Source organism: Pseudomonas sp. MDV22-iso1, from assembly GCF_058145095.1.
The window spans coordinates 408,014-434,059 of the sequence record NZ_JBYVMF010000002.1; the positions used below are offsets into that span (position 1 = coordinate 408,014).

The 26,046-nt window shown below is 59.4% G+C and carries 23 protein-coding genes, 1 pseudogene and 1 riboswitch; of the genes and pseudogenes, 14 read left to right on the forward strand and 10 right to left on the reverse strand.

Going from position 1 to position 26,046, the window contains the following annotated elements:
• Positions 1-20: 20 nt before the first annotated feature.
• The 3 genes from AC3ZVB_RS04250 (at position 21) to AC3ZVB_RS04260 (ending at position 3,246) form a co-directional block, all read left to right on the forward strand.
• Positions 21-1,778 carry a flavin monoamine oxidase family protein gene (locus tag AC3ZVB_RS04250; RefSeq protein ID WP_490145842.1) on the forward strand — a complete coding sequence of 586 codons (1,758 nt, stop codon included), beginning with the start codon at positions 21-23 and terminating at the stop codon, positions 1,776-1,778.
• A 299-nt stretch (positions 1,779-2,077) separates the two neighbouring features.
• Entirely contained in the window at positions 2,078-2,629 is a 552-nt protein-coding gene (locus tag AC3ZVB_RS04255; protein WP_194691049.1) for a cytochrome b, read from the forward strand.
• Between the two features lie 32 nt (positions 2,630-2,661).
• Positions 2,662-3,246 (forward strand): YceI family protein, encoded by a 585-nt coding sequence (locus AC3ZVB_RS04260; RefSeq protein ID WP_162440877.1) that lies wholly within the window; start codon positions 2,662-2,664, stop codon positions 3,244-3,246.
• Positions 3,247-3,392: 146 nt separating this feature from the next.
• Here AC3ZVB_RS04260 and rhlE2 read toward each other — a convergent pair whose 3' ends face one another.
• The 4 genes from rhlE2 to ahcY form a co-directional block, all read right to left on the reverse strand.
• On the reverse strand, positions 3,393-5,270 hold the full coding sequence (gene rhlE2 / locus AC3ZVB_RS04265; RefSeq protein ID WP_194691050.1) for an RNA helicase RhlE2: 1,878 nt from the start codon (positions 5,268-5,270) through the stop codon (positions 3,393-3,395).
• A gap of 223 nt (positions 5,271-5,493) precedes the next feature.
• Complete coding sequence (locus tag AC3ZVB_RS04270) at positions 5,494-6,309, reverse strand: substrate-binding periplasmic protein (protein WP_490145843.1); 816 nt, start codon at positions 6,307-6,309, stop codon at positions 5,494-5,496.
• Between the two features lie 190 nt (positions 6,310-6,499).
• Positions 6,500-7,345, reverse strand: coding sequence for a methylenetetrahydrofolate reductase [NAD(P)H] (gene metF, locus AC3ZVB_RS04275; RefSeq protein ID WP_162441070.1), 846 nt, complete (start codon positions 7,343-7,345; stop codon positions 6,500-6,502).
• Between the two features lie 209 nt (positions 7,346-7,554).
• Positions 7,555-8,964 carry an adenosylhomocysteinase gene (gene ahcY / locus AC3ZVB_RS04280; RefSeq protein WP_162441071.1) on the reverse strand — a complete coding sequence of 470 codons (1,410 nt, stop codon included), beginning with the start codon at positions 8,962-8,964 and terminating at the stop codon, positions 7,555-7,557.
• Between the two features lie 23 nt (positions 8,965-8,987).
• A riboswitch (S-adenosyl-L-homocysteine riboswitch) is annotated at positions 8,988-9,090 on the reverse strand.
• 198 nt (positions 9,091-9,288) lie between these two features.
• Here ahcY and AC3ZVB_RS04285 point away from each other — a divergent pair.
• Together AC3ZVB_RS04285 and AC3ZVB_RS04290 are read left to right on the forward strand one after the other, a co-directional pair.
• Positions 9,289-9,693 carry an acyl-CoA thioesterase gene (locus AC3ZVB_RS04285; protein ID WP_162441072.1) on the forward strand — a complete coding sequence of 135 codons (405 nt, stop codon included), beginning with the start codon at positions 9,289-9,291 and terminating at the stop codon, positions 9,691-9,693.
• A 153-nt stretch (positions 9,694-9,846) separates the two neighbouring features.
• Entirely contained in the window at positions 9,847-10,728 is an 882-nt protein-coding gene (locus AC3ZVB_RS04290) for a formate/nitrite transporter family protein (protein ID WP_162441073.1), read from the forward strand.
• 56 nt (positions 10,729-10,784) lie between these two features.
• Here the strand turns inward: AC3ZVB_RS04290 and AC3ZVB_RS04295 are convergent, their stop codons facing one another.
• Complete coding sequence (locus AC3ZVB_RS04295) at positions 10,785-11,954, reverse strand: MFS transporter (RefSeq protein WP_490145844.1); 1,170 nt, start codon at positions 11,952-11,954, stop codon at positions 10,785-10,787.
• Positions 11,955-12,159: 205 nt separating this feature from the next.
• On the opposite strand from AC3ZVB_RS04295, the pseudogene AC3ZVB_RS04300 reads away from it, so the two are divergent.
• Positions 12,160-12,289 (forward strand): annotated as a pseudogene (locus AC3ZVB_RS04300) (EamA family transporter); the annotation flags it as partial.
• Between the two features lie 40 nt (positions 12,290-12,329).
• The gene (locus tag AC3ZVB_RS04305) at positions 12,330-12,713 is read left to right on the forward strand and encodes an MAPEG family protein (RefSeq protein ID WP_162436146.1); all 384 of its coding nucleotides are present in this window, start codon (positions 12,330-12,332) and stop codon (positions 12,711-12,713) included.
• Positions 12,714-12,814: 101 nt separating this feature from the next.
• On the opposite strand, the gene mltA is transcribed toward AC3ZVB_RS04305, so the two are convergent.
• On the reverse strand, positions 12,815-13,987 hold the full coding sequence (gene mltA / locus AC3ZVB_RS04310; protein WP_162436147.1) for a murein transglycosylase A: 1,173 nt from the start codon (positions 13,985-13,987) through the stop codon (positions 12,815-12,817).
• Positions 13,988-14,114: 127 nt separating this feature from the next.
• Here mltA and AC3ZVB_RS04315 point away from each other — a divergent pair, with 127 nt between their 5' ends.
• Entirely contained in the window at positions 14,115-14,564 is a 450-nt protein-coding gene (locus tag AC3ZVB_RS04315; RefSeq protein WP_194691056.1) for a c-type cytochrome, read from the forward strand.
• Between the two features lie 110 nt (positions 14,565-14,674).
• Here the strand turns inward: AC3ZVB_RS04315 and AC3ZVB_RS04320 are convergent, their stop codons facing one another.
• From AC3ZVB_RS04320 to AC3ZVB_RS04335, 4 genes are all read right to left on the reverse strand, one after another.
• A complete protein-coding gene (locus tag AC3ZVB_RS04320; protein WP_162436149.1) occupies positions 14,675-15,070 on the reverse strand; it encodes a DUF1090 domain-containing protein in 396 nt (131 codons plus the stop codon).
• Positions 15,071-15,168: 98 nt separating this feature from the next.
• Positions 15,169-16,836: an NAD-dependent DNA ligase LigB gene (gene ligB, locus AC3ZVB_RS04325; RefSeq protein ID WP_490145845.1), complete on the reverse strand. Its 1,668-nt coding sequence runs from the start codon at positions 16,834-16,836 to the stop codon at positions 15,169-15,171.
• A 254-nt stretch (positions 16,837-17,090) separates the two neighbouring features.
• Positions 17,091-18,281, reverse strand: a complete 1,191-nt coding sequence (gene metK / locus AC3ZVB_RS04330) for a methionine adenosyltransferase (RefSeq protein ID WP_162436151.1) — start codon at positions 18,279-18,281, stop codon at positions 17,091-17,093.
• Positions 18,282-18,299: 18 nt separating this feature from the next.
• Positions 18,300-19,295, reverse strand: a complete 996-nt coding sequence (locus AC3ZVB_RS04335) for an ArsR/SmtB family transcription factor (RefSeq protein WP_490145846.1) — start codon at positions 19,293-19,295, stop codon at positions 18,300-18,302.
• Positions 19,296-19,555: 260 nt separating this feature from the next.
• Here AC3ZVB_RS04335 and tkt point away from each other — a divergent pair, with 260 nt between their 5' ends.
• From tkt to fba, 6 genes are all read left to right on the forward strand, one after another.
• Entirely contained in the window at positions 19,556-21,553 is a 1,998-nt protein-coding gene (gene tkt, locus AC3ZVB_RS04340; protein WP_162436153.1) for a transketolase, read from the forward strand.
• Positions 21,554-21,736: 183 nt separating this feature from the next.
• A complete protein-coding gene (gene epd, locus AC3ZVB_RS04345) occupies positions 21,737-22,801 on the forward strand; it encodes an erythrose-4-phosphate dehydrogenase (protein ID WP_162436154.1) in 1,065 nt (354 codons plus the stop codon).
• A gap of 17 nt (positions 22,802-22,818) precedes the next feature.
• Positions 22,819-23,982: a phosphoglycerate kinase gene (locus tag AC3ZVB_RS04350; protein WP_194691061.1), complete on the forward strand. Its 1,164-nt coding sequence runs from the start codon at positions 22,819-22,821 to the stop codon at positions 23,980-23,982.
• Between the two features lie 34 nt (positions 23,983-24,016).
• Positions 24,017-24,238: a hypothetical protein gene (locus AC3ZVB_RS04355; RefSeq protein ID WP_162436156.1), complete on the forward strand. Its 222-nt coding sequence runs from the start codon at positions 24,017-24,019 to the stop codon at positions 24,236-24,238.
• 56 nt (positions 24,239-24,294) lie between these two features.
• Positions 24,295-24,627: an MliC family protein gene (locus AC3ZVB_RS04360; RefSeq protein WP_162436157.1), complete on the forward strand. Its 333-nt coding sequence runs from the start codon at positions 24,295-24,297 to the stop codon at positions 24,625-24,627.
• 254 nt (positions 24,628-24,881) lie between these two features.
• Positions 24,882-25,946 (forward strand): class II fructose-bisphosphate aldolase, encoded by a 1,065-nt coding sequence (gene fba / locus AC3ZVB_RS04365; RefSeq protein WP_046045276.1) that lies wholly within the window; start codon positions 24,882-24,884, stop codon positions 25,944-25,946.
• The last annotated feature ends 100 nt before the right edge of the window (positions 25,947-26,046 follow it).

Here is a 26,046-nt window from a genome sequence, read left to right on the forward strand (position 1 = left end):
GTATTTCCGGAGTTCTCTGAATGTCTGCTGGTTGGCTGCGCGCCTGTGCGCTGGTGATGTTGGGGCTGTTCAGCGTGTCTGCGCTGGCCAAGGATAAAACGGCGATCGTGATCGGCGGGGGCCTGTCGGGCCTGACGGCTGCTTACGAACTGCAAAACAAGGGTTGGCAAGTGACCCTTCTGGAAGCCAAGCCGAGCCTGGGCGGGCGTTCCGGCATGGCCACCAGCGAGTGGATCGGTAACGACAAGACTCAGCCGGTGTTGAACAAGTACGTGTCGAACTTCAAGCTGAGCACCACGCCAGCGCCGGAATTCGTGCGTACGCCGAGCTATCTGATCGACGGCGTGTATTACTCCGCCGCTGATCTGGCGACCAAGGATCCGACCACTGCCCAAGCGCTCAAGCGCTACGAAAAAACCGTGGATGATCTGGCGCGCTCGATCGAAGATCCACAGAACCCTGCCGCGAACAACACGCTGCACGCGCTGGATCAGATCAACGTATCCAACTGGCTCGACCGTCTGACGCTGCCTGCCACGGCCCGTCAGTTGATCAACCAGCAAATTCGCACCCGTTATGACGAACCTTCGCGTCTGTCGCTGCTGTACTTCGCACAGCAGAGCCGCGTTTACCTGGGGGTGTCTGACCGTGACCTGCGTGCGTCGCGCCTGCTCGGCGGTAGCCCGGTGCTGGCTCAGGCGTTCGTCAAACAACTGAAAACGATCAAGACCAGTTCCCCGGTCTCGTCCATTACCCAGGACAAGGACGGCGTGACCGTCAAGGTCGGCAGCGTTGGCTATCAGGCGGACTACGTGATCGTGGCGGTGCCCTTGCGCGCACTGGCCAAGATTTCGATGATCCCGTCGCTGGATGCCCAGCACATGGGCGCGATCAAGGGCACCAACTACGGCTGGCGCGACCAGATCATGCTGAAATTCAAGACGCCGGTGTGGGAACCCAAGGCGCGCATGTCCGGCGAGATCTACAGCAATACCGGTCTGGGCATGCTGTGGATTGAGCCAGCGCTGAAGGGTGGCGCCAATGTAGTGATCAACCTGTCCGGCGATAACGCCCGCGTGATGCAGGCTTTCGGCGACAAGCAGATGGTCGATCAGGTGCTGATCCGTCTGCACGCGTTTTATCCACAGGCCCGTGGTTCGTTCACCGGTTATGAAATCCGCCGCTACAGCACCGACCCGTCGATGGGCGGTGCTTACCTGGCCTTCGGCCCAGGGCAGATCAGCAAGTACTGGCGCCTGTGGGAGCGTCCGTTGCAGCGCGTAGCGTTCGCTGGCGAACACACCGACACCTTGTACCCGGGCACGCTGGAAGGCGCATTGCGCACCGGTCAGCGCGCGGCGAGTCAGGTTGAAGACCTGGCCGCTGGCAAATCGTTTGAACCGGCGAAGGTTGTCCCGGCAGCGGCCGCTGTAGCGGCAGGTGCAGTGGCAGCGAAGAAGGGTAACTTCTTCACCAACCTGTTTGGCGGCTCGGATGATGATAAAAAGCCGGAGCCGGCCAAGGCTCCAGCGCCGGTCGCTCCAGTGGCTCCAACGCCTGCGCCGACCCCGGCACCTGCGCCGATCGAAGCACCGAAGCCTGCGGCACCGGTAAAAGCCGAGCCTGTTAAAAAGGCGCCTGCGAAGGCACCGGTGAAGAAGCCGGTGGCAAAAACCGAGGCTAAAAAGGCTCCGGTGAAGAAGGCTGAACCGGCGAAGAAGCCAGCAGCCAAACCCGCTGCGACGACTCCGGCAGCGACAGATACCAAAGCGCAGTAAGGTTTTGGAGTGAAAAAAAGCGCGGCTTAAGGGCCGCGCTTTTTTTTGCCTGATAGATGGCTATCGCGAGCAGGCTCACTCCTACAGGGGACGTTTGCCATTGGTATCCGGCCCTGCTGTCGACATACATTTCCCTGCTCGCCACCAAACATCCCGCCACACTTTGGCCTTTAATCTTTCCTTAACTAAGCTATTTCAGACTCTTCATCGTATTTCTCGATATTTCAAAGCGAAATTTTCCGCTTTAATTCGATAGATAACTCGATAGTCTTGGTCGCAGTTCTCACGGGATTTGGGCAATGCAACTACGTAATTCTTCCTCGCGCTACGGTTGGGTCAGCGTCTTCATGCACTGGGGTGTGGCGCTGGCAGTCTTTGGATTGTTCGCGTTGGGCTTGTGGATGGTCGGTCTCGACTACTACAGCACCTGGCGCAAAGACGCGCCGGACCTGCACAAAAGCATAGGCCTGGTGTTGTTTGCCGTGATGCTGGTGCGGGTGGTGTGGCGTTTTATCAGCCCGCCGCCACCGACATTGGAAAGCTATAGCCGAACGACGCGCCTTGGCGCCAAGCTCGGGCATTCGTTCCTCTACCTTGCCTTGTTCGCTGTGATGATTGCCGGTTACCTGATTTCCACCGCAGACGGTGTCGGTATTCCGGTGTTTGGCTTGTTCGAAGTGCCTGCACTGATTTCCGGGCTACCGGACCAGGCGGATACCGCCGGTGTCATTCACTTCTACCTGGCATGGGCGCTGGTAATTTTTTCCGGCCTCCATGCGTTGGCAGCATTGAAACACCACTTTATCGACCGTGATGCGACCCTGACGCGAATGCTGGGCCGCAAAGCTTGAAGTTCAACCTCGACTCCAAAGGAATAGAAAGCATGTTGAAAAAGACTCTCGCCGCTCTGGCAATTGGTTCTGCTCTGCTGTCCGCTAACGTGATGGCGGCTGACTACACTGTCGACAAAGAAGGCCAGCACGCCTTCGTTGACTTCAAGATCAGCCACCTGGGTTACAGCTACATCACCGGTACCTTCAAGGATATCGATGGCAAGTTCAGCTTCGATGCTGCCAAGCCTGAAGACAGCAAGATCGAATTCAATGTGAATACCGCCAGCGTATTCACCAACCATGCCGAGCGTGACAAGCACATCGCCAGCAAAGACTTCCTGGACGGGTCTAAAGCCAAGTTTGTTTCTACCAGCGTCAAATCCACCGGCAAAAACGCCGCTGGCAAAGACACTGCCGACGTGACCGGCGACCTGACCCTTCTTGGCGTCACCAAGCCGATCGTGGTCAAGGCCACTTTCCTGGGTGAAGGCAAGGATCCATGGGGCGGCTACCGTGCCGGCTTCGAAGGCACCACCAGCATCAAGCGTTCGGACTTCGGCAAGCAGAAAGACCTCGGCGCAGCGTCCGATGCAGTCGAGCTGTACATCTCGTTTGAAGGTGTGAAAGCGAAGTAATGCTGAGATTGTAGGAGCTGCCGCAGGCTGCGATCTTTTAAGATCAAGAGATCGCAGGCTTCGCCAGCTCCTACAAAAGCTTTTCCCAGCATCAAAAAAATGCCCCGGATCTTACGATCCGGGGCATTTTTTATTGCAGCGTCAAATCAGCGATTGCGGGTCAGCAACGCTGGTTTCTCGCCGCGAGGACGGCCTGGCAATTGATCAAGCTGTTCAGGTGTCGGGAAACGATCAGTTTTCGACTCCTTGTGAATGATCTTCGGCGCTGGACCGCGCGGGTTCTGCACAGCTGGTTCAGAGCGCGGTTGGTCGTCACGAGCGGGACGACGGTTGCGGCCTTCTTCGCGACGGGCCTGACCGTCACGTGGAGCACCGCTGCGTGGGCCGCTGCGCTTGGCTGGCGGGGTGCCGGTGGTGGCGCCATCGCTGCTGCGCGGACCGCTTTGGCGACCTTGCGGCTTGCCACCGGTGCGCGGAGCACCTGCGCCTGCTGTCGTGCCCTGTGCCGGAGCACCTGGACGACGGCCGCGACCCTGGGCTGGCTTGGCCTGTGGAACGTAGTCGACACGATTACCGAAGTTATCGATGTCGTCGTCCAGGAACTCGTCCGGTGCGCGATCAGCAGAGGCCGCGCGTGGAGCCGGGCGTTGTTGCTCGCGAGCCGGGGTGCCTTCACGTGGTTTGTGTTCACGTGCCGGACGATCGCCACGGCCAGTGGCGGCAGGTTTTTCCTTGCCGCCCTTGTCCTTGCCTTTGTCCTTGCGACCGCCACCACCGCCACCGCCGTTTGGACCGTCGCCGCGCGGGCCACGTGGGTTGCGCGGGTTACGCACATCCGGACGCTCGCGAACTTCGGGTTTTTCAGCTTCCACAGCGCTGGAATCAAAGCCCATCAGGTCGCCGTCGGCGATTTTCTGCTTGGTCATGCGCTCGATGCTTTTCAGCAGTTTTTCTTCGTCCGGGGCAACCAGAGAGATCGCCTCGCCCGAACGACCGGCACGGCCAGTACGGCCGATGCGGTGAACGTAATCTTCGTCGACGTTCGGCAGCTCGAAGTTGACCACGTGTGGCAACTGGTCGATGTCGAGGCCGCGAGCGGCGATGTCGGTAGCAACCAGGATGCGCACTTCACCGGCCTTGAAATCGGCGAGTGCTTTGGTACGGGCATTCTGGCTCTTGTTGCCGTGGATCGCGACGGCGGAAAGACCGTGCTTGTCCAGGTACTCGGCCAGACGGTTGGCGCCGTGCTTGGTGCGGGTGAACACCAGGACCTGTTCCCAGGCGCCAGCGGTGATCAGGTGAGCCAGCAACGAACGCTTGTGGTTGGCAGGCAAACGGAACACGCGCTGCTCGATACGCTCGACCGTGGTGTTCGGCGGCGTGACTTCGATCCGTTCCGGGTTATGCAGCAGCTTGCCGGCAAGGTCGGTGATGTCCTTGGAGAACGTCGCCGAGAACAGCAGGTTCTGACGTTTGCTCGGCAGACGAGCCAGGACCTTCTTCACGTCATGGACGAAGCCCATGTCGAGCATGCGGTCCGCTTCGTCCAGCACGAGGATTTCCACGTGGGACAAATCGACGCTGCCTTGGCCGGCGAGGTCGAGCAGGCGGCCCGGGCAGGCGACGAGCACGTCTACACCGCGGGACATGGCCTGAACCTGTGGGTTCATGCCGACGCCACCGAAGATGCAGGCGCTGACGAACTTCAGGTCACGGGCATAGATCTTGAAGCTTTCGTGTACTTGAGCGGCGAGTTCACGGGTAGGGGTCAGGACCAGTACGCGCGGTTGGCGCGGGCCATGACGCTGGGACTTGTCCGGATGACCATTAGGGAACAACCGCTCCAGGATCGGAAGGGCGAAGCCACCGGTTTTACCAGTACCTGTCTGAGCCGCAACCATCAGGTCGCGACCTTGCAACACGGCGGGAATAGCCCGCTGTTGCACCGGAGTAGGCTCGGTATAGCCCGCTGCCTCGATGGCGCGGACTAAAGCCTCGGAGAGACCGAGGGAAGCAAAGGACATGAGTAATCCTGTTTTAGTTAGGGCTTGGCCCAATGGGAGTCTTGCCTGGCGCGAATCGCGTTTAAGAAGAACGCAACCCCGTCCGGTCCTGCTGGGCCTTGAAAGCTCGTCTGGAGCGCTCGCGCGGGCTGAAAAGCTGCGCTGTAGCGGGGTCGAGATGCCTTGAACAAGTCCGAGCGTCCGGGCGTGAGCCTGGCGGGAAGGCCGGAGTATAACAGAGCAATCACTGCGCGCTGCTTTCCTGCTGCTCAACGGTTTTTCCGCTCGCACGGGTGACGCTGGCGGCGTTGGCATTGGCGGCAGGTCCGGCACCGTATCTGGCACTCAGTTCCGCGTAGGCGGGCTCCCGCTTGAAGCGTTTGAGTTCGGCGCCGAAGCGTTGCACCAGTAAGTCCATCCCCGCGTTGCGTCGTACCGCCAGATACTGGCTTTGCTCGCTGATGATCAGCGGGTTTTCGGTGATCTCGTCCCGGAGGTTCAACTCGTCGATCAGGTGCTGACCGACTCGGCGATCAGTGATCAGCAGGTCGATTCGTCCTCGTACCAGTTTGCCGAAGTTGGCTTCGTGGCTCGGCGCGGGCTCCCGTGTGAACAACGTCGACTCGCTGAAATCCGTGCTGTAGAGATAGCCCGGCGAGGTACCGACGCTTAGTCCGCGTAAACCATCCAGGGTATTGAACGGGTGAGGGCGGGCGTTGGCGTAGAACATCACGAATTGCACTTGCGAGAGGGGTTCGCTGGGGTAGAGCAGGGTCGCATCGCGCTCGACGCTGTGGAAAATATCCAGCGCTCCGTCGACCTGACCCTGCTCGAGCATCGACAGGCAGCGCTTCCATGGTAGGAACTGCCACTCCACTTCAATGCCCAGACGCTTGAAGACAATGGCGGTGGTTTCGTAGTCCAGCCCCAGCTTTTTGCCGTTCTCCTCGTACACGTAAGGCGCCCAGGGTTCAGTGACAATGCGCAGTTTCTCGGCCCGAGCGGTAAAGCTCAGGCACGTGAATAAAATCACTGTCAGCAACTGTGAGATCAAAGGCATGGCTTGAGATTACGACGAGAAACCGGAAAGAGCCAGAAACTGGCCGCAGAAGCTCTAACTCCGTGTATTGGCGCACAAAAACAGGGCGTTAAAAGCAAAAAATCACAGCCTTTGACAGGTCCTGCAGGGTTAAACAAACCGTGCAGGAGCTGCCGAAGGCTGCGATCTTTTGATCTTGCTTTGCTGTGTATTAACGCGGCAACTTCAGGTTGTTCCACACCGCCAGGCTCGGTTCAGCCTGGTTCAAGGTGTAGAAGTGCAACCCTGGCGCGCCACCTTGCAGCAGGCGTTCGCACATTTCGGTGATCACTTGCTCACCGAAACCTTGAATGCTCTTGGTGTCATCGCCGTAGGCTTCCAGCTGCTTGCGGATCCAGCGCGGAATTTCCGCACCGCAGGCATCGGAGAAGCGCGCGAGCTTGCTGTAGTTGGTGATCGGCATGATGCCCGGCACGATCGGAATATTCACGCCCAGTGCCCGTACACGCTCGACGAAATAGAAGTAGCTGTCGGCGTTGAAGAAGTACTGGGTGATCGCGCTGTCGGCGCCGGCATTTGCTTTGCGAACGAAGTTGGCGAGATCGTCTTCGAAGTTGCGCGCTTGCGGGTGCATTTCCGGGTAAGCGGCGACTTCGATATGGAAATGATCGCCGGTTTCTTCACGAATGAATTCCACCAGGTCATTGGCGTGGCGCAGTTCACCGCTGGCCATGCCCATGCCTGATGGCAAATCACCGCGCAGGGCGACGATACGCGTGATGCCGGCAGCCTTGTACTGAGTCAGCAGGCTGCGCAGATCATCCTTGCTGTCGCCTACGCAAGACAGATGCGGTGCGGCAGGGACTTTGACTTCGCTTTCCAGCTGCAACACGGTGTTGATGGTGCGATCACGGGTCGAACCGCCAGCGCCATAGGTGCAGGAGAAGAAATCGGGGTTGTACGTGGCCAACTGACGGGCAGTGGCGAGCAGCTTTTCATGCCCAGCGTCGGTCTTCGTAGGGAAGAACTCGAAGCTGTAGCGACGGTCTTGGGACATGGTCGTATCCTTGGAAACTCATGAGCCTGGAAGGCTTGCACGGTACCTGTGGAAGCGGGCTTTTGTGGTGAGGGGATTTATCCCCGTGGGGTCGCGCAGCGACCCCATAGCTTTGCGACTGCTTCGCAGCCGAACGGGGCGGTGCGACGTTTCGCTAAACCTTCACCACAAAAGCCCGCTCCCACAGGGGGAGCAGGCAGCAGGACCGATCAGTAACGGTAAGCGTGCGGCTTGAACGGACCTTCGACGGTCACGCCGATGTAGTCGGCCTGGGTCTTGGTCAGTTGAGTCACGACGCCGCCAAAGCCGCGGACCATTTCCAGGGCCACTTCTTCGTCGAGTTTCTTCGGCAGTACTTCAACCGTCAGGCGCTCGGCTTTCTGGGCTGGCGACAGGTCGGCGTATTTCTGGCCGAACAGGAAGATCTGCGCCAGAACCTGGTTGGCGAACGAACCGTCCATGATGCGGCTTGGGTGACCGGTGGCGTTGCCCAGGTTAACCAGACGGCCTTCGGCCAGCAGGATCAGGTAGTCGTCGTTCTGAGCGTCGAACGCGCCAGGACCGGTACGGTGGATCTTGTGTACCTGTGGCTTCACTTCTTCCCATGCCCAGTTCTTGCGCATGAAAGCCGTGTCGATTTCGTTGTCGAAGTGACCAATGTTGCAGACAACGGCGCGCTTCTTCAGGGCTTTGAGCATGTTCGAATCGCAAACATTGACGTTGCCGGTGGTGGTCACGATCAGGTCGATCTTGCCCAGCAGCGCTTTGTCGATGCTTTCTTCAGTACCGTTGTTGATACCGTCGATGAACGGCGAAACCAGTTCGAAACCGTCCATGCAGGCTTGCATGGCGCAGATCGGATCGACTTCGGACACTTTGACGATCATGCCTTCCTGACGCAGGGACTGGGCCGAGCCCTTGCCCACGTCACCGTAACCGATGACCAGCGCTTGCTTGCCGGACAGCAGGTGGTCGGTGCCGCGCTTGATCGCGTCGTTCAGGCTGTGACGGCAGCCGTACTTGTTGTCGTTCTTGCTCTTGGTCACCGAGTCGTTGACGTTGATGGCCGGGATTTTCAGCTCGCCCTTGGCCAGCATGTCCAGCAGGCGGTGAACGCCAGTGGTGGTTTCTTCGGTAACGCCGTGGACGCGGTCCAGGATCGCCGGGTATTTCTTGTGCAGCAGCTCGGTCAGGTCGCCGCCGTCGTCGAGGATCATGTTGGCATCCCAAGGCGCGCCATCTTTAAGGATGGTTTGCTCCAGGCACCACTCGTACTCTTCTTCGGTCTCGCCTTTCCAGGCGTAGACAGCGATGCCGGCAGCGGCGATAGCGGCAGCGGCCTGATCCTGAGTCGAGAAAATGTTGCAGGACGACCAGCGCACTTCGGCACCCAGGGCAACCAGGGTTTCGATCAGCACGGCAGTCTGAATGGTCATGTGGATGCAGCCGAGGATCTTCGCGCCTTTGAGCGGCTGCTCACCGGCGTACTTGCGGCGCAGACCCATCAGGGCAGGCATTTCGGATTCGGCGATGATGGTTTCGCGACGACCCCAGGCAGCCAGGGACATGTCGGCGACTTTGTAATCGTTAAAATCTGCAGGCGTGATGACAGCGCTCATGATGAGCCTCCATTCGTAATGTATGCGAATGGGCGCCGTTGTGCGTTTAGTGTCCGGTCGATGATGACCGGGCAACGCCCCATCCGAGCCTGACAGGTCGAACCTGCTGCAGCGCCCCTCGGACAGGTGGCGGGAAAACGGTATCAATCGATGATGACCGTTTTGAAACGGTGGCGATTATAGCGGGCTAAGCTGATCTTCCAAAGTCTTTCTGCAGGTCAATGCCTGAACGGTAATCGCGACCATAGTCGAAGCTTAATAGAGCTCTAGCCCGGGCTCTGCCATGATGTGCGGCATCAATCGGCAAGACGGTCAGGAGTGAATATGAATTTCCACACCCGCAAATGGGTAAAACCAGAAGACCTCAACCCCAACGGCACGCTGTTCGGCGGCAGCCTGTTGCGCTGGATCGACGAAGAAGCGGCGATCTACGCCATCGTCCAGCTGGGTAACCAGCGCGTGGTCACCAAGTACATTTCCGAAATCAACTTCGTCAGCGCCTCGCGCCAGGGCGACATCATCGAACTGGGCATCACCGCCACCGAATTCGGTCGTACCTCGATCACCCTGACCTGCGAAGTGCGCAACAAGATCACCCGCAAAAGCATTCTGACGGTCGAGAAGATGGTGTTCGTGAACCTTGGCGAAGACGGCTTGCCCGCGCCTCACGGTCGCACCGAGATCCTGTACGTCAAAGACCAGTTCAAGGATGAAGGCTTAAGCGAGTAATGCGAGCCCTGTAGGAGCTGCCGGAGGCTGCGAGCTTTTGATCTTGTTTTAAAAAATAAAGGCCAAAAGAAGCAGCGTTTACCGGCGCCTACAGAACGGAACCCGAGCCGCGCATGTCGTACGTACATCACACGCCACCGGTTTCGGAGCTCTATGGACACTCAACAAGACGGTAAGACCCCGAACCTCTCGGCGCAAGAGAAGCACGACGTCGACAAAAACCAGCCCCCGCGCGCGGCGGTGCTGCACGAAATCATCCGCACCCAGGGCGATCAGGAGCTCGAGCGTAGCGTCGCCGCGCTCTGGTGGTCGGCCCTGGCTGCCGGTTTGACCATGGGCCTGTCGCTGATGGCCATGGGGCTGCTCAACTCCCGCCTGCCGGACGGCGAAGCTTTCAAGGTGATCGCCAGTTTCGGGTACTGCGCCGGTTTTCTCGCGGTGATCCTCGCCCGCCAGCAACTCTTTACCGAAAACACCCTCACGGCCGTGCTGCCGGTCATGACCAAGCCCACGCTGAACAATTTCGGTCGGCTGATCCGGCTGTGGAGCGTCGTGCTGGTGGGCAACCTGTGCGGCACTTTGCTGGTCGCCTACGTGATGCTGCATCTGCCGATTTTCGATACCAAGACCGACATGGCGTTCCTCGACATCGGGCGCAAGGTCATGGAGAACGACGCCAGTAAGATGTTCGCCAAAGGCATCGTCTCGGGCTGGATGATCGCCACCATGGTCTGGATGATCCCGTCCATGGAAAGCGCCAAGATGTGGATCATCATCCTCATCACTTATTTGATGGCGTTGGGAGACTTCACTCACATCGTCGTCGGTTCCGCCGAAGTGTCGTATCTGGTGTTTGCGGGTGAGTTGTCGTGGGGAGATTTCTGGATGGTGTTCGCCGGTCCGACGCTGGCAGGCAACATCATCGGTGGCAGCTTCATCTTTGCACTGCTAAGTCATGCGCAAATTCGCAGCGAGAGCGGGCCGCCGAAGCAGAATTCGGATCAGCAGGATAATGGGCAAAAGCACGAAAAATAATCAGTGATGCCCGGCCTGTGCCGCTGGCACAGGCTAAGCGAAAGATTTAAGTTGTTTCAGCCCACCACATTGGCCAGCTGCGTTTCACGCCGTTGCCGATAGATAAAGTAAATCGCCGTAAGCACGGTCACGCAGCTGACCAGCGCACCGGTCCATGGCAGGTCAGCCAGGTCGGCGCCGCTGGCCACGACCAGCCCGCCGATCCAGGCGCCCGCCGCATTGCCGAGGTTGAACGCACTCTGGTTCAGCGTCGAACCCAGGTTCGGTGCCTCATGGGCCTGATCGATGATCAGCAGTTGCAGGATCGGGCACAGGGCGAAGGCAAAAATCCCCCACAACACCAGCGTGATTGCGGCCGGGATCACCGAGTGGCTGGTCTGCGTGAATGCGGCCAGCACCACGACTGTCGCCAGCGCCATGCCCACCAGCGACGGCAGCAAGCGACTGTCCGCCAGCCGCCCGCCGAGCATGCTGCCCGCCGTCAAACCTACGCCGAACAACAGCAACATAATGGTCACGCCATGCGGGCTGACGCCGGTAATATCCTGCAGGATCGGCGCGATGTAGGTGAACACGCTGAACAGGCTGGTAGATGCCAGCACGCTCATGCCCAGCGCCATCAACACATTGGCCTTGCCCAGCACTTTGAACTCGCTGGCCAGGTTGGCTTTGTCCATGGCGATGTCCTTTGGCAACCAGACCCACTGCGCGATAGCGGCAATTACACCAATCACCGACACCGCCCAGAACGTCGAGCGCCATCCGGCGTATTGTCCGAGCGCAGTGCCCAATGGCACGCCAAGTACATTGGCCAGGGTCAGGCCGGTGAACATCATGGCAATCGCCTGGGCGCGTTTGTTCGGTGCCACGAGGCCGGCAGCCACCACTGAGCCGATGCCGAAAAATGCACCGTGACACAGCGCCGTGACCACACGCGCGGCCATCAACGTGGCGTAGTTGGGCGCCAGTGCGCAAAGGATGTTGCCGAGGATGAACATCAGGGTCATGCCCAGCAGCGTGGCTTTGCGCGGCATGTTGGCGGTGCCGACCGCGAGGATTGGCGCACCAAAAACCACGCCCAGGGCGTAACCGGTAATCAGCAGGCCGGCGTGGGGAATGCTTACGGCGAGGTCGCGAGCGACGTCGGGCAGCAGGCCCATGATGACGAATTCAGTGGTGCCAATGCCGAATGCGGCAACAGCAAGGGCAAGCAAAGCGAGTGGCATGCGCAAGGTCTCTGTCGGTAGTCTTGACGCTGTGATCAGGCATACGCATGCCGACGTCCGATCTGGATCAGAACGGGCGCGGGCAAAAATTATTGGAATTAGTCTGTGTGCAACTGAGTGCGGCGTGGTCGCTTGCAGTATAAACAGCTGCTGACATATCGCGAATCAATTCTCCGCGCCAACATCGCCTACAACGAACGTTGGGGCTTTAAAAGGAGTCAGCATTAGCGTGATTGTGGTGGTGTAGTTTGCGTTACCTGAAAGAACCTTTCGGTCGACCACGGCTCTTAGCCTGTGGGCGGGTATTGATCGGCTTGTTGACGATGAAATTTTAACGACTGATAAAAATTCAAATACTGAAAAAGGGACTGATTTATGACGGTTGCTCTGTGGTGCGTATTGATCGCGTTTTGCCTGCCTTACCTTTGCACGGGTGTTGCCAAGATCAGCGGCCGGTTCACGCTGAAAGACAACCATGACCCCCGGGACTTTCTCGATTCACTGAACGGTTTGGGCAGACGCGCCTATGCGGCGCAACTGAACAGCTTCGAAGTGACCCCGTTTTTTGCTGCGGCGGTGATTGTGGCTCACCTGGTGGGCACCGCCCAGTTGGTGACGGTCAATGTGCTGGCCGTGTTGTTTGTTACCAGCCGGCTGCTGTTCATTATTTGCTACCTGGCGGACTGGGCGATCTTGCGCTCGTTGGTGTGGTTTGTGGGAATGGGGTTGATTGTGAGTTTCTTTGTGGTGTCGGCCTAAAAACAAGATCGAAAGATCGCAGCCTCGTTTCACTCGACAGCGTCTACCAGGGATAGGTGTGCAACCCTGTAGGAGCTGGCGAAGCCTGCGATCTTTTGACTTTAAATTTTGTCAGCCACCTGAGGGACCTGCGGCAGCGCCGCGCCCTTGGGCCACAACATCCAGATCTGTCCCTGCTGTTTCATGTCTCCTGCCAACTGCCCGGCCGCTTCGCCGGTGCCCCAGAACAGATCCGCACGTACTTCACCGGCAATCGCCCCGCCGGTGTCCTGAGCCGCTACCGGGCGAACCAGTGCCGTGCCATCCGGTCGCGTTGTCGATAGCCACAGCAGACTGCCCAGCGGAATCACCTTGCGATCCACCGCCGCGCTGTAGCCGGCCGTCAACGGTACGTTCAACGAGCCGCGAGGGCCTTCGTTGCTGTCCGGATTTCGGGTGAAGAACACGTAGCTCGGGTTACTGCCGAGCAGTTCCGGGATGCGCATCGGATTGGCCTTGGCCCAATCGCTGATGGCGCCCATGGTCACGTCTTCTTTCTTCAGCTCGCCTTGCTCCACCAGCCAGCGGCCGATCGGTCGATACGGGTGACCGTTCTGGTCGGCGTACGCAATGCGCAACTGGCGTCCGTCATCGAGCTGAATACGACCCGAACCCTGGATCTGCAGGAATTGCAGGTTCATCGGATCAGTCAGCCAGGCCACGACAGGTGCCTTGACCCCTTTGGTTTCAATGGTGGCTGCATCGTCGTATGGCTTGAGCACGCGACCTTCAAGGCGTCCCCGCAGGCGCTTGCCCTTGAGCTCGGGATAAATGCTGTCCAGAGAGACGATGATCATGTCTTCGGGCACGCCGTACACCGGGATGTTCGCCGCTTCGGTTTGCGTCAGGCTGCCGGGGTAGACCGGCTCGTAGTAGCCGGTGATCAACCCGTTTGGGTTGTCATTGGCGGCGCGCAGCCCGTAGACATCCAGGTGTTGTTTGAGAAACCCGCGAATCTCGTCGGCGGTTTGCGGCACGTTGGCAGAAGCCGCACAGGTCGAGCCCCAGACCGGGTCGGCCTTGAGCCGGTTGCAGGCGCTGCGCCATGAACCGAAACCGGCGATCAGATCGTTGTCGGACACAGCCGGCAGAGCTTCCCAGGTAGCGCTGGAGTAGGTCGCCAGCGCGTGGGTTTTGGGGGTGTTGTTTTCGCCACCGGTGCAGCCCGCGAGCACGGCTACCATCGGAAGGGTCCAGGCCAGGCTGTGACGCCATGCCTTGATACGGCTGATCATGGAGTGATTCCTTTGACGGTTGCCCGAGTGCTCCATGCGCTCGAACAACCCGTATTGATAATAGGGCTATTGGTCTTTATCGATGACGCGAGGATACTGGCCGCCGTTCCCGTGACCTGAAGCCACCATGATTCTTAAAAGATTTTCAGTTGTATTGCTGGCCTGCCTGACGTTGTCTGCCTGTGGCGGTGTCGACCCGAACTCCCCACTGGGCCAGCGCAAAGCGATCTTCAAACAAATGCTCAAGACCGGCGAAGACCTGGGTGGCATGTTGCGCGGTCGTATTCCGTTCGACGGTCCGAAGTTCGCCGAGGGCGCCGTGAAGCTTGATGCGTTGTCCCATGAACCATGGAAACATTTTCCGCAGGTGCGCGAAGAAGATCACACCAGCGCCAAGGATGATGTCTGGCAGAAACAGACACGCTTCCAGGAAATGGCCCGCCACCTTGAAGCGGCCACCGGTGAACTGGTGATCGCCAGCCAGGTTCAACCTTACAAGGTGAGCAACCTTGGGCCGGCGGTACAAAAAGTCGAAGACGCCTGCAGTGCTTGCCATAAAGAGTTTCGGGATCATTGATTAATTGAAAGATCGGCCGGATGCGACCCGAGCCTTCGGCATCTCCTACATGTCATGCGTACCTCTGTAGAAGCTGACGAAGGCTGCGATCTTTTGATCTTGAAACGATGTTACTTATCCAGCTCGTCCAGCGCTTCCTGCAATTCCTTGCGGGACTCGGCGAGTTTGTCTTTGCGTTTGTTGATCTTTTCCGGGTCGCCTTTTTTCATGGCCTTATCAAGATCCGCCTGACGCTTGCTGACTTCATGCTTGGCGTCGAGGACCTTGTTTTCCCGTTCTTTTTGCAGCGAGGCGTCGGTGCAATGAGCGGTGACTTCGCTGAGGGCTTTTTCCAGCCCGGCCTGCTGATCGGCGTTGCCGTGGGATTTGGCCAGTTCGATCTGGTTGATGATGCCTTGTTTCTTGGCCGCGCAACCGGTCAGCCCCGGGGCCTCTTCGGCGGCCATCAGTGGAGCAGCCATCACACTGCAAAGGGTCAGCAGGGCGAGCGAAGAAAGAAATTTCATAAAAGCTCCATGTGCAGAGTCAAACGGGTCGAGTGGCGTCGGGCTGTTTGAGCCCTGGTCGACACTTGGGTTCCCGGGTGGGTGGGCATCGCCGGCTGTTAGAAACCGTCGATGCCCGCCATACGTAATGTTTCGCTCAAGGCCAGGACCTGCGGGTCGCGGAAAAAGGCGCTCAATTGCGCCGCGCGTCCCGGGCCGATACCGGCTTCAGCCTGCCATTGTTCGGTGTTTCGTTGCGCCAGCTCCTGCCATGAATCCGCAAGTACTGCCTGTCCCGTCGGCGGTAAACCCAGCGCTTTGAGCCAGTGCGCGAAGGGACGTTCCCGGGCACTGTTGAAACTGTTTAACAGACGAACCGTGCTGCGCTCGCCGAAGCCGTTAATGTTAGCAAGCTCTTGAGCATCGAGGGTCAACCAATCCAACAGGTTGTTTAGATGGCCTGTTTCGAGAAGTTTCTCCCAGATGCCGGGGCCGACATGGGGCATGGCCAGTCCCTGCTTGCCGCTAAGCCAGGTCAGGCGCGCAAGAAACTGACCCTCGCATCCCGGCGTGGGTTGCCAGCAACTGAGCTGATGAAAGTCCGCTGCCAGCGGCACGGTCAACTCAACACGCTCGGTGCTGCGCAGCACAACGCTGTCCAGTCTGGGAATGGTCAGCCCCGCCAGGCTGATGGACACCTGGTCGCCGGGGCGGATATCCAGTTCCTCCCAGCGTCGCAGGGAGCTGACACTGACGCGCTTGATCTGCCGGTCATCGAGCCACACCGGTGCCAGGTCCAGCACCGGTGTAATCCTGCCGGTCCGGCCAATCTTGAACTGAACCTTGCGCACCTCGGCCAGCGTCTGGGCGAATGGATACTTCCAGGCAACAATCCAGTAAGGCGCTTTGGCTTGCCAGCGATCCGCCGGGGGACGTTGCTCCTGGCGCAAGACGATACCGTCGCTGGTGAAGGGCAGTGGAGAGCGATACCAGTGTTCACGCCAGCGCTCGGCGTCGGCAAAAACCTGGATCGGGTGGCTGAAAAGCGCTGTGCTGGGGAAACCCAGTTCATCCAGTGCCGCCAGGCGCGCGGGCAAATTGGCCGGGCCTTGCGGCCAATCCCAGACAAACAAACCGATACCCGCGGCAAGTTCAGCGCTCAGTGCCTTGCGGGCCATCAATCCGGCTACCGTGCCCCGTGCGTTGAGGCTGCCCGCCGTGGCCTGGACGTGATCGGTCAGGCGCCAGTAAAGCTCGCCTTGCAGCACCAGATCCAGTGGCTGCTGCAGTTGCTGGGGGATGTCTTTGATCTGGCGAGCGGACGCCGTCCAGTCCTGTCCTTTGACTCCGTCGCCACGGCTGATCGCCTGAGTCAGCTGACCGTTTCGGTAAACCAGCGTGACCGCCACGCCGTCGACCTTTGGCTGCACCCAGACATCGTTGCGATCCTTCAACCAGGCGTTGACGGCGCGTGCATCACTGAGCTTTTCCAGGCCGGTGTGGACGATGGGGTGAGCAACGGGGCCGCCAGCGGTGCGCAACGGTTTCGCGGGAGCGCTGAGGTTGAAGCATTTACGCCACGTTGTCAGTTGCGCGAGGGACTGGTCATAGAGTTCGTCGGCAACAAGTGAGCGGCCCTGGCGATGATAGTTATCGTCCCAAAGGTCGATTTGTTTTTGCAGGCTGGTGATTTCAGCTTGGGCGCGGGGAGTGGGCCAGTCGGGGCATTGGGTGGCGTTGGCGGCCATGCAGGAGAAGGTCAGGAGGAAAGCGATCAATAAGCGCATCGTGAGCGTCCTTGCTCAATGGGATGCTCAAAGGCTAGTCAGTTTTAGCCTTTTGGGATCAGGGTATCCATTCAGTATGTTTCGTGGGCGAGGATCAAAAGATCGTCCGAACGCGGCAGCTCCTACAGAGTCTCGCTTGCAACTGTAGGAGCTGCCGAAGGCTCGGGCCGCGTTCGGACGATCTTTTGATTTTCATACAATAAAAAGCCCCGCACGGCGAACCGTGCAGGGCTTTTGGTACCGCCGGGGAAGTTTTACAGACCGGCAGCAGCGCGCAGAGACTCGGCGCGATCGGTTTTTTCCCAGGTGAACGTGGTGAACGTATCGTCGCCCACGGTCTTGGTTTGCGGCGTGCGACCGAAGTGGCCGTAGGCAGCAGTTTCCTGGTACATCGGGTGCAGCAGGTCGAGCATGGTGGTGATTGCGTAAGGACGCAGGTCGAACACTTCACGGACCAGGTTGATGATTTTTTCATCGCTGATCTTGCCGGTGCCGAAGGTGTTCAACGAGATCGACGTCGGCTGGGCAACACCGATCGCGTAGGAAACCTGAATCTCGCAACGCTCGGCCAGGCCGGCTGCGACGATGTTCTTGGCCACGTAACGACCGGCGTAGGCTGCCGAACGGTCAACCTTCGATGGATCTTTACCGGAGAACGCACCGCCACCGTGACGGGCCATGCCGCCGTAAGTGTCGACGATGATCTTGCGACCGGTCAGGCCGCAGTCGCCCACCGGGCCACCGATGATGAACTGACCTGTCGGGTTGATGTGGAACTGAGTGTCCTTGTGCAGCAGTTCGGCAGGCAGCACGTGCTTGACGATCAGCTCCATCACGCCTTCGCGCAGGTCTTTGTACGACACTTCCGGGTTGTGCTGGGTCGACAGAACAACGGCGTCGATACCGACGACCTTGCCGTTTTCGTAACGGCAGGTGACCTGGGACTTGGCGTCCGGACGCAGCCAAGGCAACAGCCCGGATTTGCGCGCATCAGCCTGACGCTGCACCAACTGGTGAGAGAAGGTGATCGGCGCTGGCATCAGCACGTCGGTTTCGTTGCTGGCGTAGCCGAACATCAAACCCTGGTCGCCGGCGCCCTGGTCTTCAGGCTTGGCACGGTCGACACCCTGGTTGATGTCAGGAGACTGCTTGCCGATGATGTTCATCACGCCGCAAGTCGCACCGTCGAAGCCAACATCGGAGCTGGTGTAGCCGATGTCGGTGATCACGTCACGGACGATCTGCTCCAGGTCAACCCAGGCCGAAGTGGTGACTTCGCCGGCGATGATCGCCACACCCGTTTTCACCAGAGTCTCGCACGCCACACGGGCGAACTTGTCTTCAGCAATGATTGCGTCCAGCACCGCGTCAGAAATCTGATCGGCGATTTTGTCCGGATGCCCTTCAGACACGGACTCGGAGGTGAAGAGGGAGTATTCGCTCATCTCGATGTTTTCCTGAATTTACCGATGGTGAGTGTCGCCAGGCGGTCGCTGAAAATGGCGGACCTGAATCTGGAAACCATTACGTAAGCCTACATAGAGGCTTTCCCCGGGAACGAGTCCCGCAGCGGTGGCCCAACGGGCCAGATCGTCCTGTTCAAACCCCAGCCAGAGATCACCGCAGGCCTCCTTGGCCCAACTCTGGTTGTGGCTACATAACTCTGTGACTAACAGGCTTCCGCCTGGTTTCAGCAAACCGGCCATGTGCTTGAGCGCATCAGCCGGCGCGGCAAAATGGTGCAGCACCATGTTCAGTACAACGCAGTCCGCCTCGAGGCTGACGCCGTTCAATGCATCGGCCAGCTGCAGGCTGACGTTAGCCAACGACTCGCGCTCGCACACCTGGCGCGCCAGTTCGAGCATTGCCGGGCTGTTATCCAGCGCTGTGACCTGCGTAAAGCGGCGGGCCAGTTCCGGCAGGAAAGCACCGTCACCGGGGCCGACTTCAATAGCCGTGGCGCCTTCGTTGAAACTCAACTTGTCGAGCAGGGCGACCACGCTTTCGCGGTACTGCGGCAGGCCGGCAATCAAGTCTTGCTGGGCGCGAAACTTCTCCGCAACCCGTGAAAAAAAGTCCTGGCTGGCCGCCGCTCGTTGGCCATGAACCTGGGCAATTCGCGAGCGAACGTCCGCAGGCAGGGTCAGGTTGTCGACCTCTTCGAGCAAGGCGGCGTGCAGCTTGCCGCCCGGCAGGTCGGTGTGGGGCAGGGCGCGACGGTAGAAGATCGCATTGCCTTCACGGCGAGTCGCCACCAGCCCGGCCTGGGACAACACCTTGAGGTGATGGCTCATGCCCGATTGGCCCATACCGAAGATCTGCGCCAGTTCCAGTACGCCAAACGAATCGTTGGCCAGCGCACGCAATACATTCAGGCGCAGAGGATCACCGGCGGCCTTGCAGAGGGCCGACAGATCGTCGCAATCGTCATGTCGAATGGAAGGCGCGCGTAAATTCATAAGGCCGGCAGTCTAGTCACGGGTCGAAAACACCGCAAGGGCAATATCAAAAAGTTTTGATATTGCTCGATAGATGGCACTTCTGCGTGCCTGGTCCACTCTACAAACGAGCAGCGGAAAGGTTTCACCAACCGAAACCACCGCTATCCATGGGAAAAACGTCCCCGGATGACTATCTGTCATTGCCCCGAGGCCGGTCGGTGAGGGAAAATGCTCGCCTTTTTTCCGATTCGTTTTAATCAATCCCCAGGAGAACAGCGATGCCCAGCCGTCGTGAGCGTGCCAACGCCATTCGTGCCCTCAGCATGGATGCCGTGCAAAAAGCCAACAGCGGCCATCCCGGTGCCCCTATGGGTATGGCGGATATCGCCGAAGTACTTTGGCGTGACTTCCTGAAGCACAACCCGAGCAATCCATCGTTCGCCGACCGTGACCGCTTCGTGCTGTCCAACGGTCACGGCTCGATGTTGATCTACTCGCTGCTGCACCTGACCGGCTATGACCTGTCGATCGATGACCTGAAAAACTTCCGCCAGCTGCACAGCCGTACGCCGGGTCACCCGGAATTCGGCTACACCCCGGGCGTTGAAACCACCACCGGTCCACTGGGCCAAGGCCTGGCTAACGCCGTTGGTTTCGCCCTGGCAGAAAAAGTGCTGGCGGCGCAGTTCAACCGTCCTGGCCACAACGTCGTTGACCACCACACCTACGTGTTCCTGGGTGATGGCTGCATGATGGAAGGCATTTCCCACGAAGTGGGTTCCCTGGCCGGTACCCTGGGCCTGGGCAAGCTGATCGCTTTCTACGACGACAACGGCATCTCCATCGACGGCGAAGTCGAGGGCTGGTTCACCGACGACACGCCGAAGCGTTTCGAAGCCTACAACTGGCAGGTGATTCGCAACGTCGACGGTCACGACCCTGAAGAAATCAAGACCGCCATCGAGACTGCACGCAAAAGCGAGCAACCGACGCTGATCTGCTGCAAGACCACCATCGGTTTCGGTTCGCCAAACAAGCAGGGCAAAGAAGATTGCCACGGCGCCCCGCTGGGTGACGCGGAAATCGCGCTGACCCGCACAGCGCTGAACTGGAACCACGGTCCGTTCGAAATCCCGGCTGACATCTATGCCGAGTGGGACGCCAAGGAAGCAGGCCTCGCGGCTGAAGCCGAGTGGGATCAGCGTTTCGCGGCCTACTCCGCTGCTTTCCCTGAGCTGGCCAACGAACTGGTCCGTCGTCTGAGTGGCGAACTGCCGGCTGACTTCGCTGAAAAAGCATCGGCCTACATCGCTGAAGTCGCGGCCAAGGGCGAGACCATCGCCAGCCGTAAAGCCAGCCAGAACGCACTGAATGCCTATGGCCCGCTGTTGCCTGAACTGCTGGGCGGCTCCGCTGACCTGGCCGGTTCCAACCTGACCCTGTGGAAAGGTTGCAAGGGCGTTTCGGCTGAAGACGCCAGCGGCAACTACATGTACTACGGCGTTCGCGAATTCGGCATGAGCGCGATCATGAACGGCGTGTCCCTGCACGGCGGTCTGGTGCCTTACGGCGCGACTTTCCTGATGTTCATGGAATACGCACGCAACGCAGTTCGCATGGCGTCGCTGATGAAGAAACGCGTGGTGTTCGTCTACACCCACGACTCCATCGGTCTGGGCGAAGACGGCCCGACTCACCAGCCGGTCGAGCAATTGACCAGCCTGCGCAGCACGCCGAACCTCGACACCTGGCGTCCAGCCGATGCCGTTGAATCGGCCGTTTGCTGGAAACTGGCTCTGGAACGCAAGGACGGCCCTTCGGCGCTGATCTTCTCGCGTCAGAACCTGCAGCACCAGGAGCGTGACGCCGGCCAGATCGCCGACATCGCCCGTGGCGGTTACGTGTTGAAGGACTGCGAGGGCGAGCCTGAGCTGATCCTGATCTCCACCGGTTCCGAGGTCGGCCTGACCGTTCAGGCTTACGACAAACTGACCGAACAAGGTCGTAAGGTTCGTGTTGTTTCGATGCCTTGCACCACCGTGTTCGATGCTCAGGACGCCGGTTACAAGCAAGCAGTTCTGCCGTTGCAGGTCAGCGCCCGTATCGCCATCGAGGCCGCCCACGCGGACTACTGGTACAAGTACGTGGGCCTGGAAGGTCGCGTCATCGGCATGACCACCTACGGCGAGTCGGCGCCTGCGCCTGCCTTGTTCGAAGAGTTCGGCTTCACCCTGGAAAACATCCTGGGTCAGGCTGAAGAGCTGCTGGAAGACTAAAGGCACAACGCGGTGGCCATGGCTGCCGCGATCCCCTGTAGGAGCTGCCGAAGGCTGCGATCTTTTGATCTTGATCTTGAAAAAACAAGATCAAAAGATCGCAGCCTCGTTTCACTCGACAGCTCCTACAGAGGACGTCTTGTACGAAAGAAATTCGTCTGGCTGCGTATTATCGAGAACCCCATGCCCCAACCGCGTCCCTACAAAGTTGCACTCAACGGCTACGGCCGGATTGGTCGTTGCGTCTTGCGTGCGTTGTTCGAGCGTGGCGAAAAGGCCGGGTTTGAAATTGTTGCGATCAACGATCTGGCCGACATGGCCAGCATCGAATACCTGACACGCTTCGACTCCACTCACGGGCGTTTCCCCGGTGAAGTGAAGGTCGACGGCGATTGTCTGCATATTAATGGCGTCTGCGTGAAGGTCCTGCGCAGCGCCACCCCCGAAGGCATCGATTGGGCGTCGCTGGACGTCGATCTGGTGCTGGAATGCTCCGGCGCTTACCACACCCGTGAAGACGGCCAGCGTTTCCTCAACGCCGGCGCGCCAAGGGTGCTGTTTTCCCAGCCGATGGCCAGCGAGGCCGATGTCGACGCCACCATCGTCTACGGCGTGAACCAGGATTGCCTGACCGGCGACGAGCTGCTCGTGTCGAACGCGTCCTGCACTACTAATTGCGGTGTGCCGCTGCTGCGCTTGCTGGATAAGGCCATTGGCCTGGATTACGTGTCGATCACCACCATCCACTCGGCAATGAACGACCAGCCTGTGATCGACGCCTATCACCACGAGGACCTGCGCCGCACCCGTTCGGCGTTCCAGTCGGTGATTCCGGTGTCCACTGGTCTGGCACGTGGCATCGAACGCCTGTTACCGGAACTTGCCGGGAGAATTCAGGCCAAAGCCGTGCGGGTGCCGACGGTGAATGTGTCCTGCCTCGACATTACGATGCAGACCGCCACCGCGACGGACGCCACCGAGATCAACCGGATTTTGCGCGAGGCTGCCACCAGCGGCCCGCTCAAAGGCTTGCTGGCCTATACCGAGTTGCCGCACGCCAGCTGTGATTTCAACCATGACCCTCATTCGGCGATCGTCGATGCCAGTCAGACCCGGGTTTCCGGGCCCAAGCTTGTGAATATCCTGGCCTGGTTCGACAACGAATGGGGTTTTGCCAACCGAATGCTGGACGTTGCAGAGCACTATCTGCAAACAGCTTCTCCACTCTCTGCTTCTCAAAAGCCGTAACTCAGGAAATGCGACCCATGACCGTGTTGAAGATGACCGACCTCGATCTGCAAGGTAAACGCGTACTGATTCGCGAAGACCTCAACGTCCCAGTCAAGGACGGTGTTGTCACCAGCGATGCGCGAATCCTGGCCTCGCTGCCGACCATCAAGCTGGCCCTGGAAAAAGGCGCGGCCGTGATGGTCTGCTCGCACCTTGGCCGTCCGACTGAAGGCGAGTTCTCGGCCGAGAACAGCCTCAAGCCAGTGGCTGACTACCTGAGCAAGGCCTTGGGCCGCGAAGTGCCGCTGGTGGCTGATTACCTGGGTGGCGTCGACGTGAAAGCCGGCGACATCGTGCTGTTCGAAAACGTGCGCTTCAACAAAGGCGAGAAAAAGAACGCTGACGACCTGGCCCAGCAATACGCCGCCCTGTGCGACGTGTTCGTGATGGACGCCTTCGGCACTGCCCACCGCGCCGAGGGTTCGACCCATGGCGTGGCCAAGTTCGCCAAAGTCGCTGCGGCGGGTCCGCTGCTGGCTGCAGAGCTGGACGCATTGGGTAAAGCCCTCGGCGCTCCGGCCCAGCCTATGGCCGCCATTGTTGCCGGCTCCAAGGTGTCGACCAAGCTCGACGTGCTGAACAGCCTGAGCCAGATCTGCAATCAGCTGATCGTCGGTGGCGGCATCGCCAACACCTTCCTCGCTGCTGCCGGTCACCCGGTCGGCAAGTCGTTGTACGAGCCGGACCTGCTGGACACCGCGCGCGAAATCGCCGCCAAGGTCAGCGTGCCATTGCCGGTCGACGTTGTTGTTGCCAAGGAATTCGCTGAAAGCGCGACCGCGACCGTCAAGCTGATCGCTGATGTGGCCGCAGATGACATGATCCTGGACATCGGTCCGCAGACCGCGGCGAATTTCGCCGAGCTGCTGAAGTCGTCCAAGACCATCCTGTGGAACGGCCCGGTAGGCGTGTTCGAATTCGACCAGTTCGGTAACGGCACCAAAGTGCTGGCCCAAGCTATCGCAGAGAGCTCGGCGTTCTCCATCGCTGGCGGCGGCGACACCCTGGCAGCCATCGATAAATATGGCGTTGCCGACCAGATCTCCTACATTTCTACCGGTGGCGGCGCATTCCTCGAATTCGTCGAAGGCAAAGTGCTGCCGGCCGTTGAAGTCCTGGAAAGTCGGGCCAAGGCCTGAGGCGGTTCATTTGACCAGGAAAGGGAGTGTTCACATGGTCAAGACGTTAGCGCTGTTGATCGTCGCGGGTTCACTGGCGGCTTGCGGGAGTAACCCGAAAGCCACCCCGGAACCTGCTCCGTCCGAGGTGGAGAAAGGCTGCTACCAGGCTGACTGGCAGGCGGAAACCAACCCGGTGATCAACAAGCGTTCCGGGCCTGATGGCCTGGACAAATACGAGACACAGACCCCCGCCAAGGAACGTGGTTGCCCTTGACGGGTCTGACTCATTACTCAAGGCCGGCGGCGTGCGCCGTTGGTCGAGGAACATGGATGAAAGGTTTTATCGCCGTCATGGCGCTGGCTCTGCTGGCAGGTTGCTCGAATTTCAACCTGTTCGACAGTTCAGCCCCAGCGGACAACTGGACCACCTGGACCTGCGACAGCCAGGCCAAAGTGGTATGGCGCTATGCTGATGCTGCACGCGAGGAAGTCGATGTGCGGCTTGGCGGCGCCGACCAGGTCTATCGTCTCAAGCAGGAACCCGGCGCGTCGGGTTCGCTGTACAGCAACGACATGCTGGCGTTTCACATCAAAGGTGAGGAAGGCCTGGTTTACTGGGTCGCTACCAATGATTTGATTGGGCGCGGGTGTAAAGCGCAGTAGCACCCAGAGCCGACACCAAACCTGTGGGAGCCGAGCTTGCTCGCGATGAGGCCGGCACTTTCAATGCATGTGCTGGCAGTTAAACCGCCATCGCGAGCAAGCTCGGCTCCCACAGGGAATCGATGGTTCTCAAGATTTTTGTATTACCGAATTCGCAGCCCGGGCCAACCCCCGATCTGCAATAACTTGAATAGCCGCCGCCGCTACGGCAGGCTGGCACGATTAACGACCCTAAACCGGGAGAGACACACACAATGGCACTTATCAGCATGCGCCAGATGTTGGACCACGCAGCCGAGTTCGGCTACGGCGTTCCAGCCTTCAACGTCAACAACCTTGAGCAGATGCGCGCCATCATGGAAGCCGCTGACAAGACTGACTCCCCGGTGATCGTCCAGGCTTCGGCCGGTGCTCGCAAATACGCTGGCGCGCCGTTCCTGCGTCACCTGATCCTGGCGGCCATCGAAGAATTCCCGCACATCCCGGTGTGCATGCACCAGGACCACGGCACCAGCCCTGACGTCTGCCAGCGCTCCATCCAGCTGGGCTTCAGCTCGGTCATGATGGACGGTTCCCTGGGCGAAGACGGCAAGACGCCGACCGACTACGACTACAACATCCGCGTGACCCAACAAACCGTAGCCCTGGCTCACGCCTGCGGTGTTTCGGTAGAAGGCGAGCTGGGCTGCCTGGGTTCGCTGGAAACCGGTATGGCCGGTGAAGAAGACGGCATCGGTGCAGAAGGCGTGCTTGATCACAGCCAGATGCTGACCGACCCGGAAGAAGCCGCTGACTTCGTCAAGCGCACTCAGGTCGATGCCCTGGCCATCGCCATCGGCACCAGCCACGGCGCCTACAAGTTCACCAAGCCGCCTACCGGCGACGTGCTGGCGATCGACCGCATCAAGGAAATCCACAAGCGCATTCCGAACACTCACCTGGTCATGCACGGTTCGTCTTCGGTGCCTCAGGATTGGCTGGCGATCATCAACCAGTACGGCGGCGACATCAAAGAAACCTACGGCGTACCGGTTGAAGAAATCGTCGAAGGCATCAAGCACGGCGTGCGCAAGGTCAACATCGACACCGACCTGCGCCTGGCGTCCACCGGTGCGATGCGTCGCCTGATGGCCACCAATCCGAGCGAGTTCGACCCACGTAAATTCTTTGGCGCTACCGTCACTGCAATGCGTGATGTATGTATCGCTCGTTACGAAGCTTTCGGTACCGCAGGCAACGCTTCGAAGATCAAGCCGATCTCCTTGGAAGCGATGTATCAGCGTTACCTCAAAGGTGAGTTGAACGCCAAGGTCAACTAAGCCTCAGCGTCAATCAGCACCCACAAAAAACCCGCAGCGATGCGGGTTTTTTGTGGGCTGACATTTGCCCCCTGTAGCCGCTGCCGAGCCCGCGAGGCTG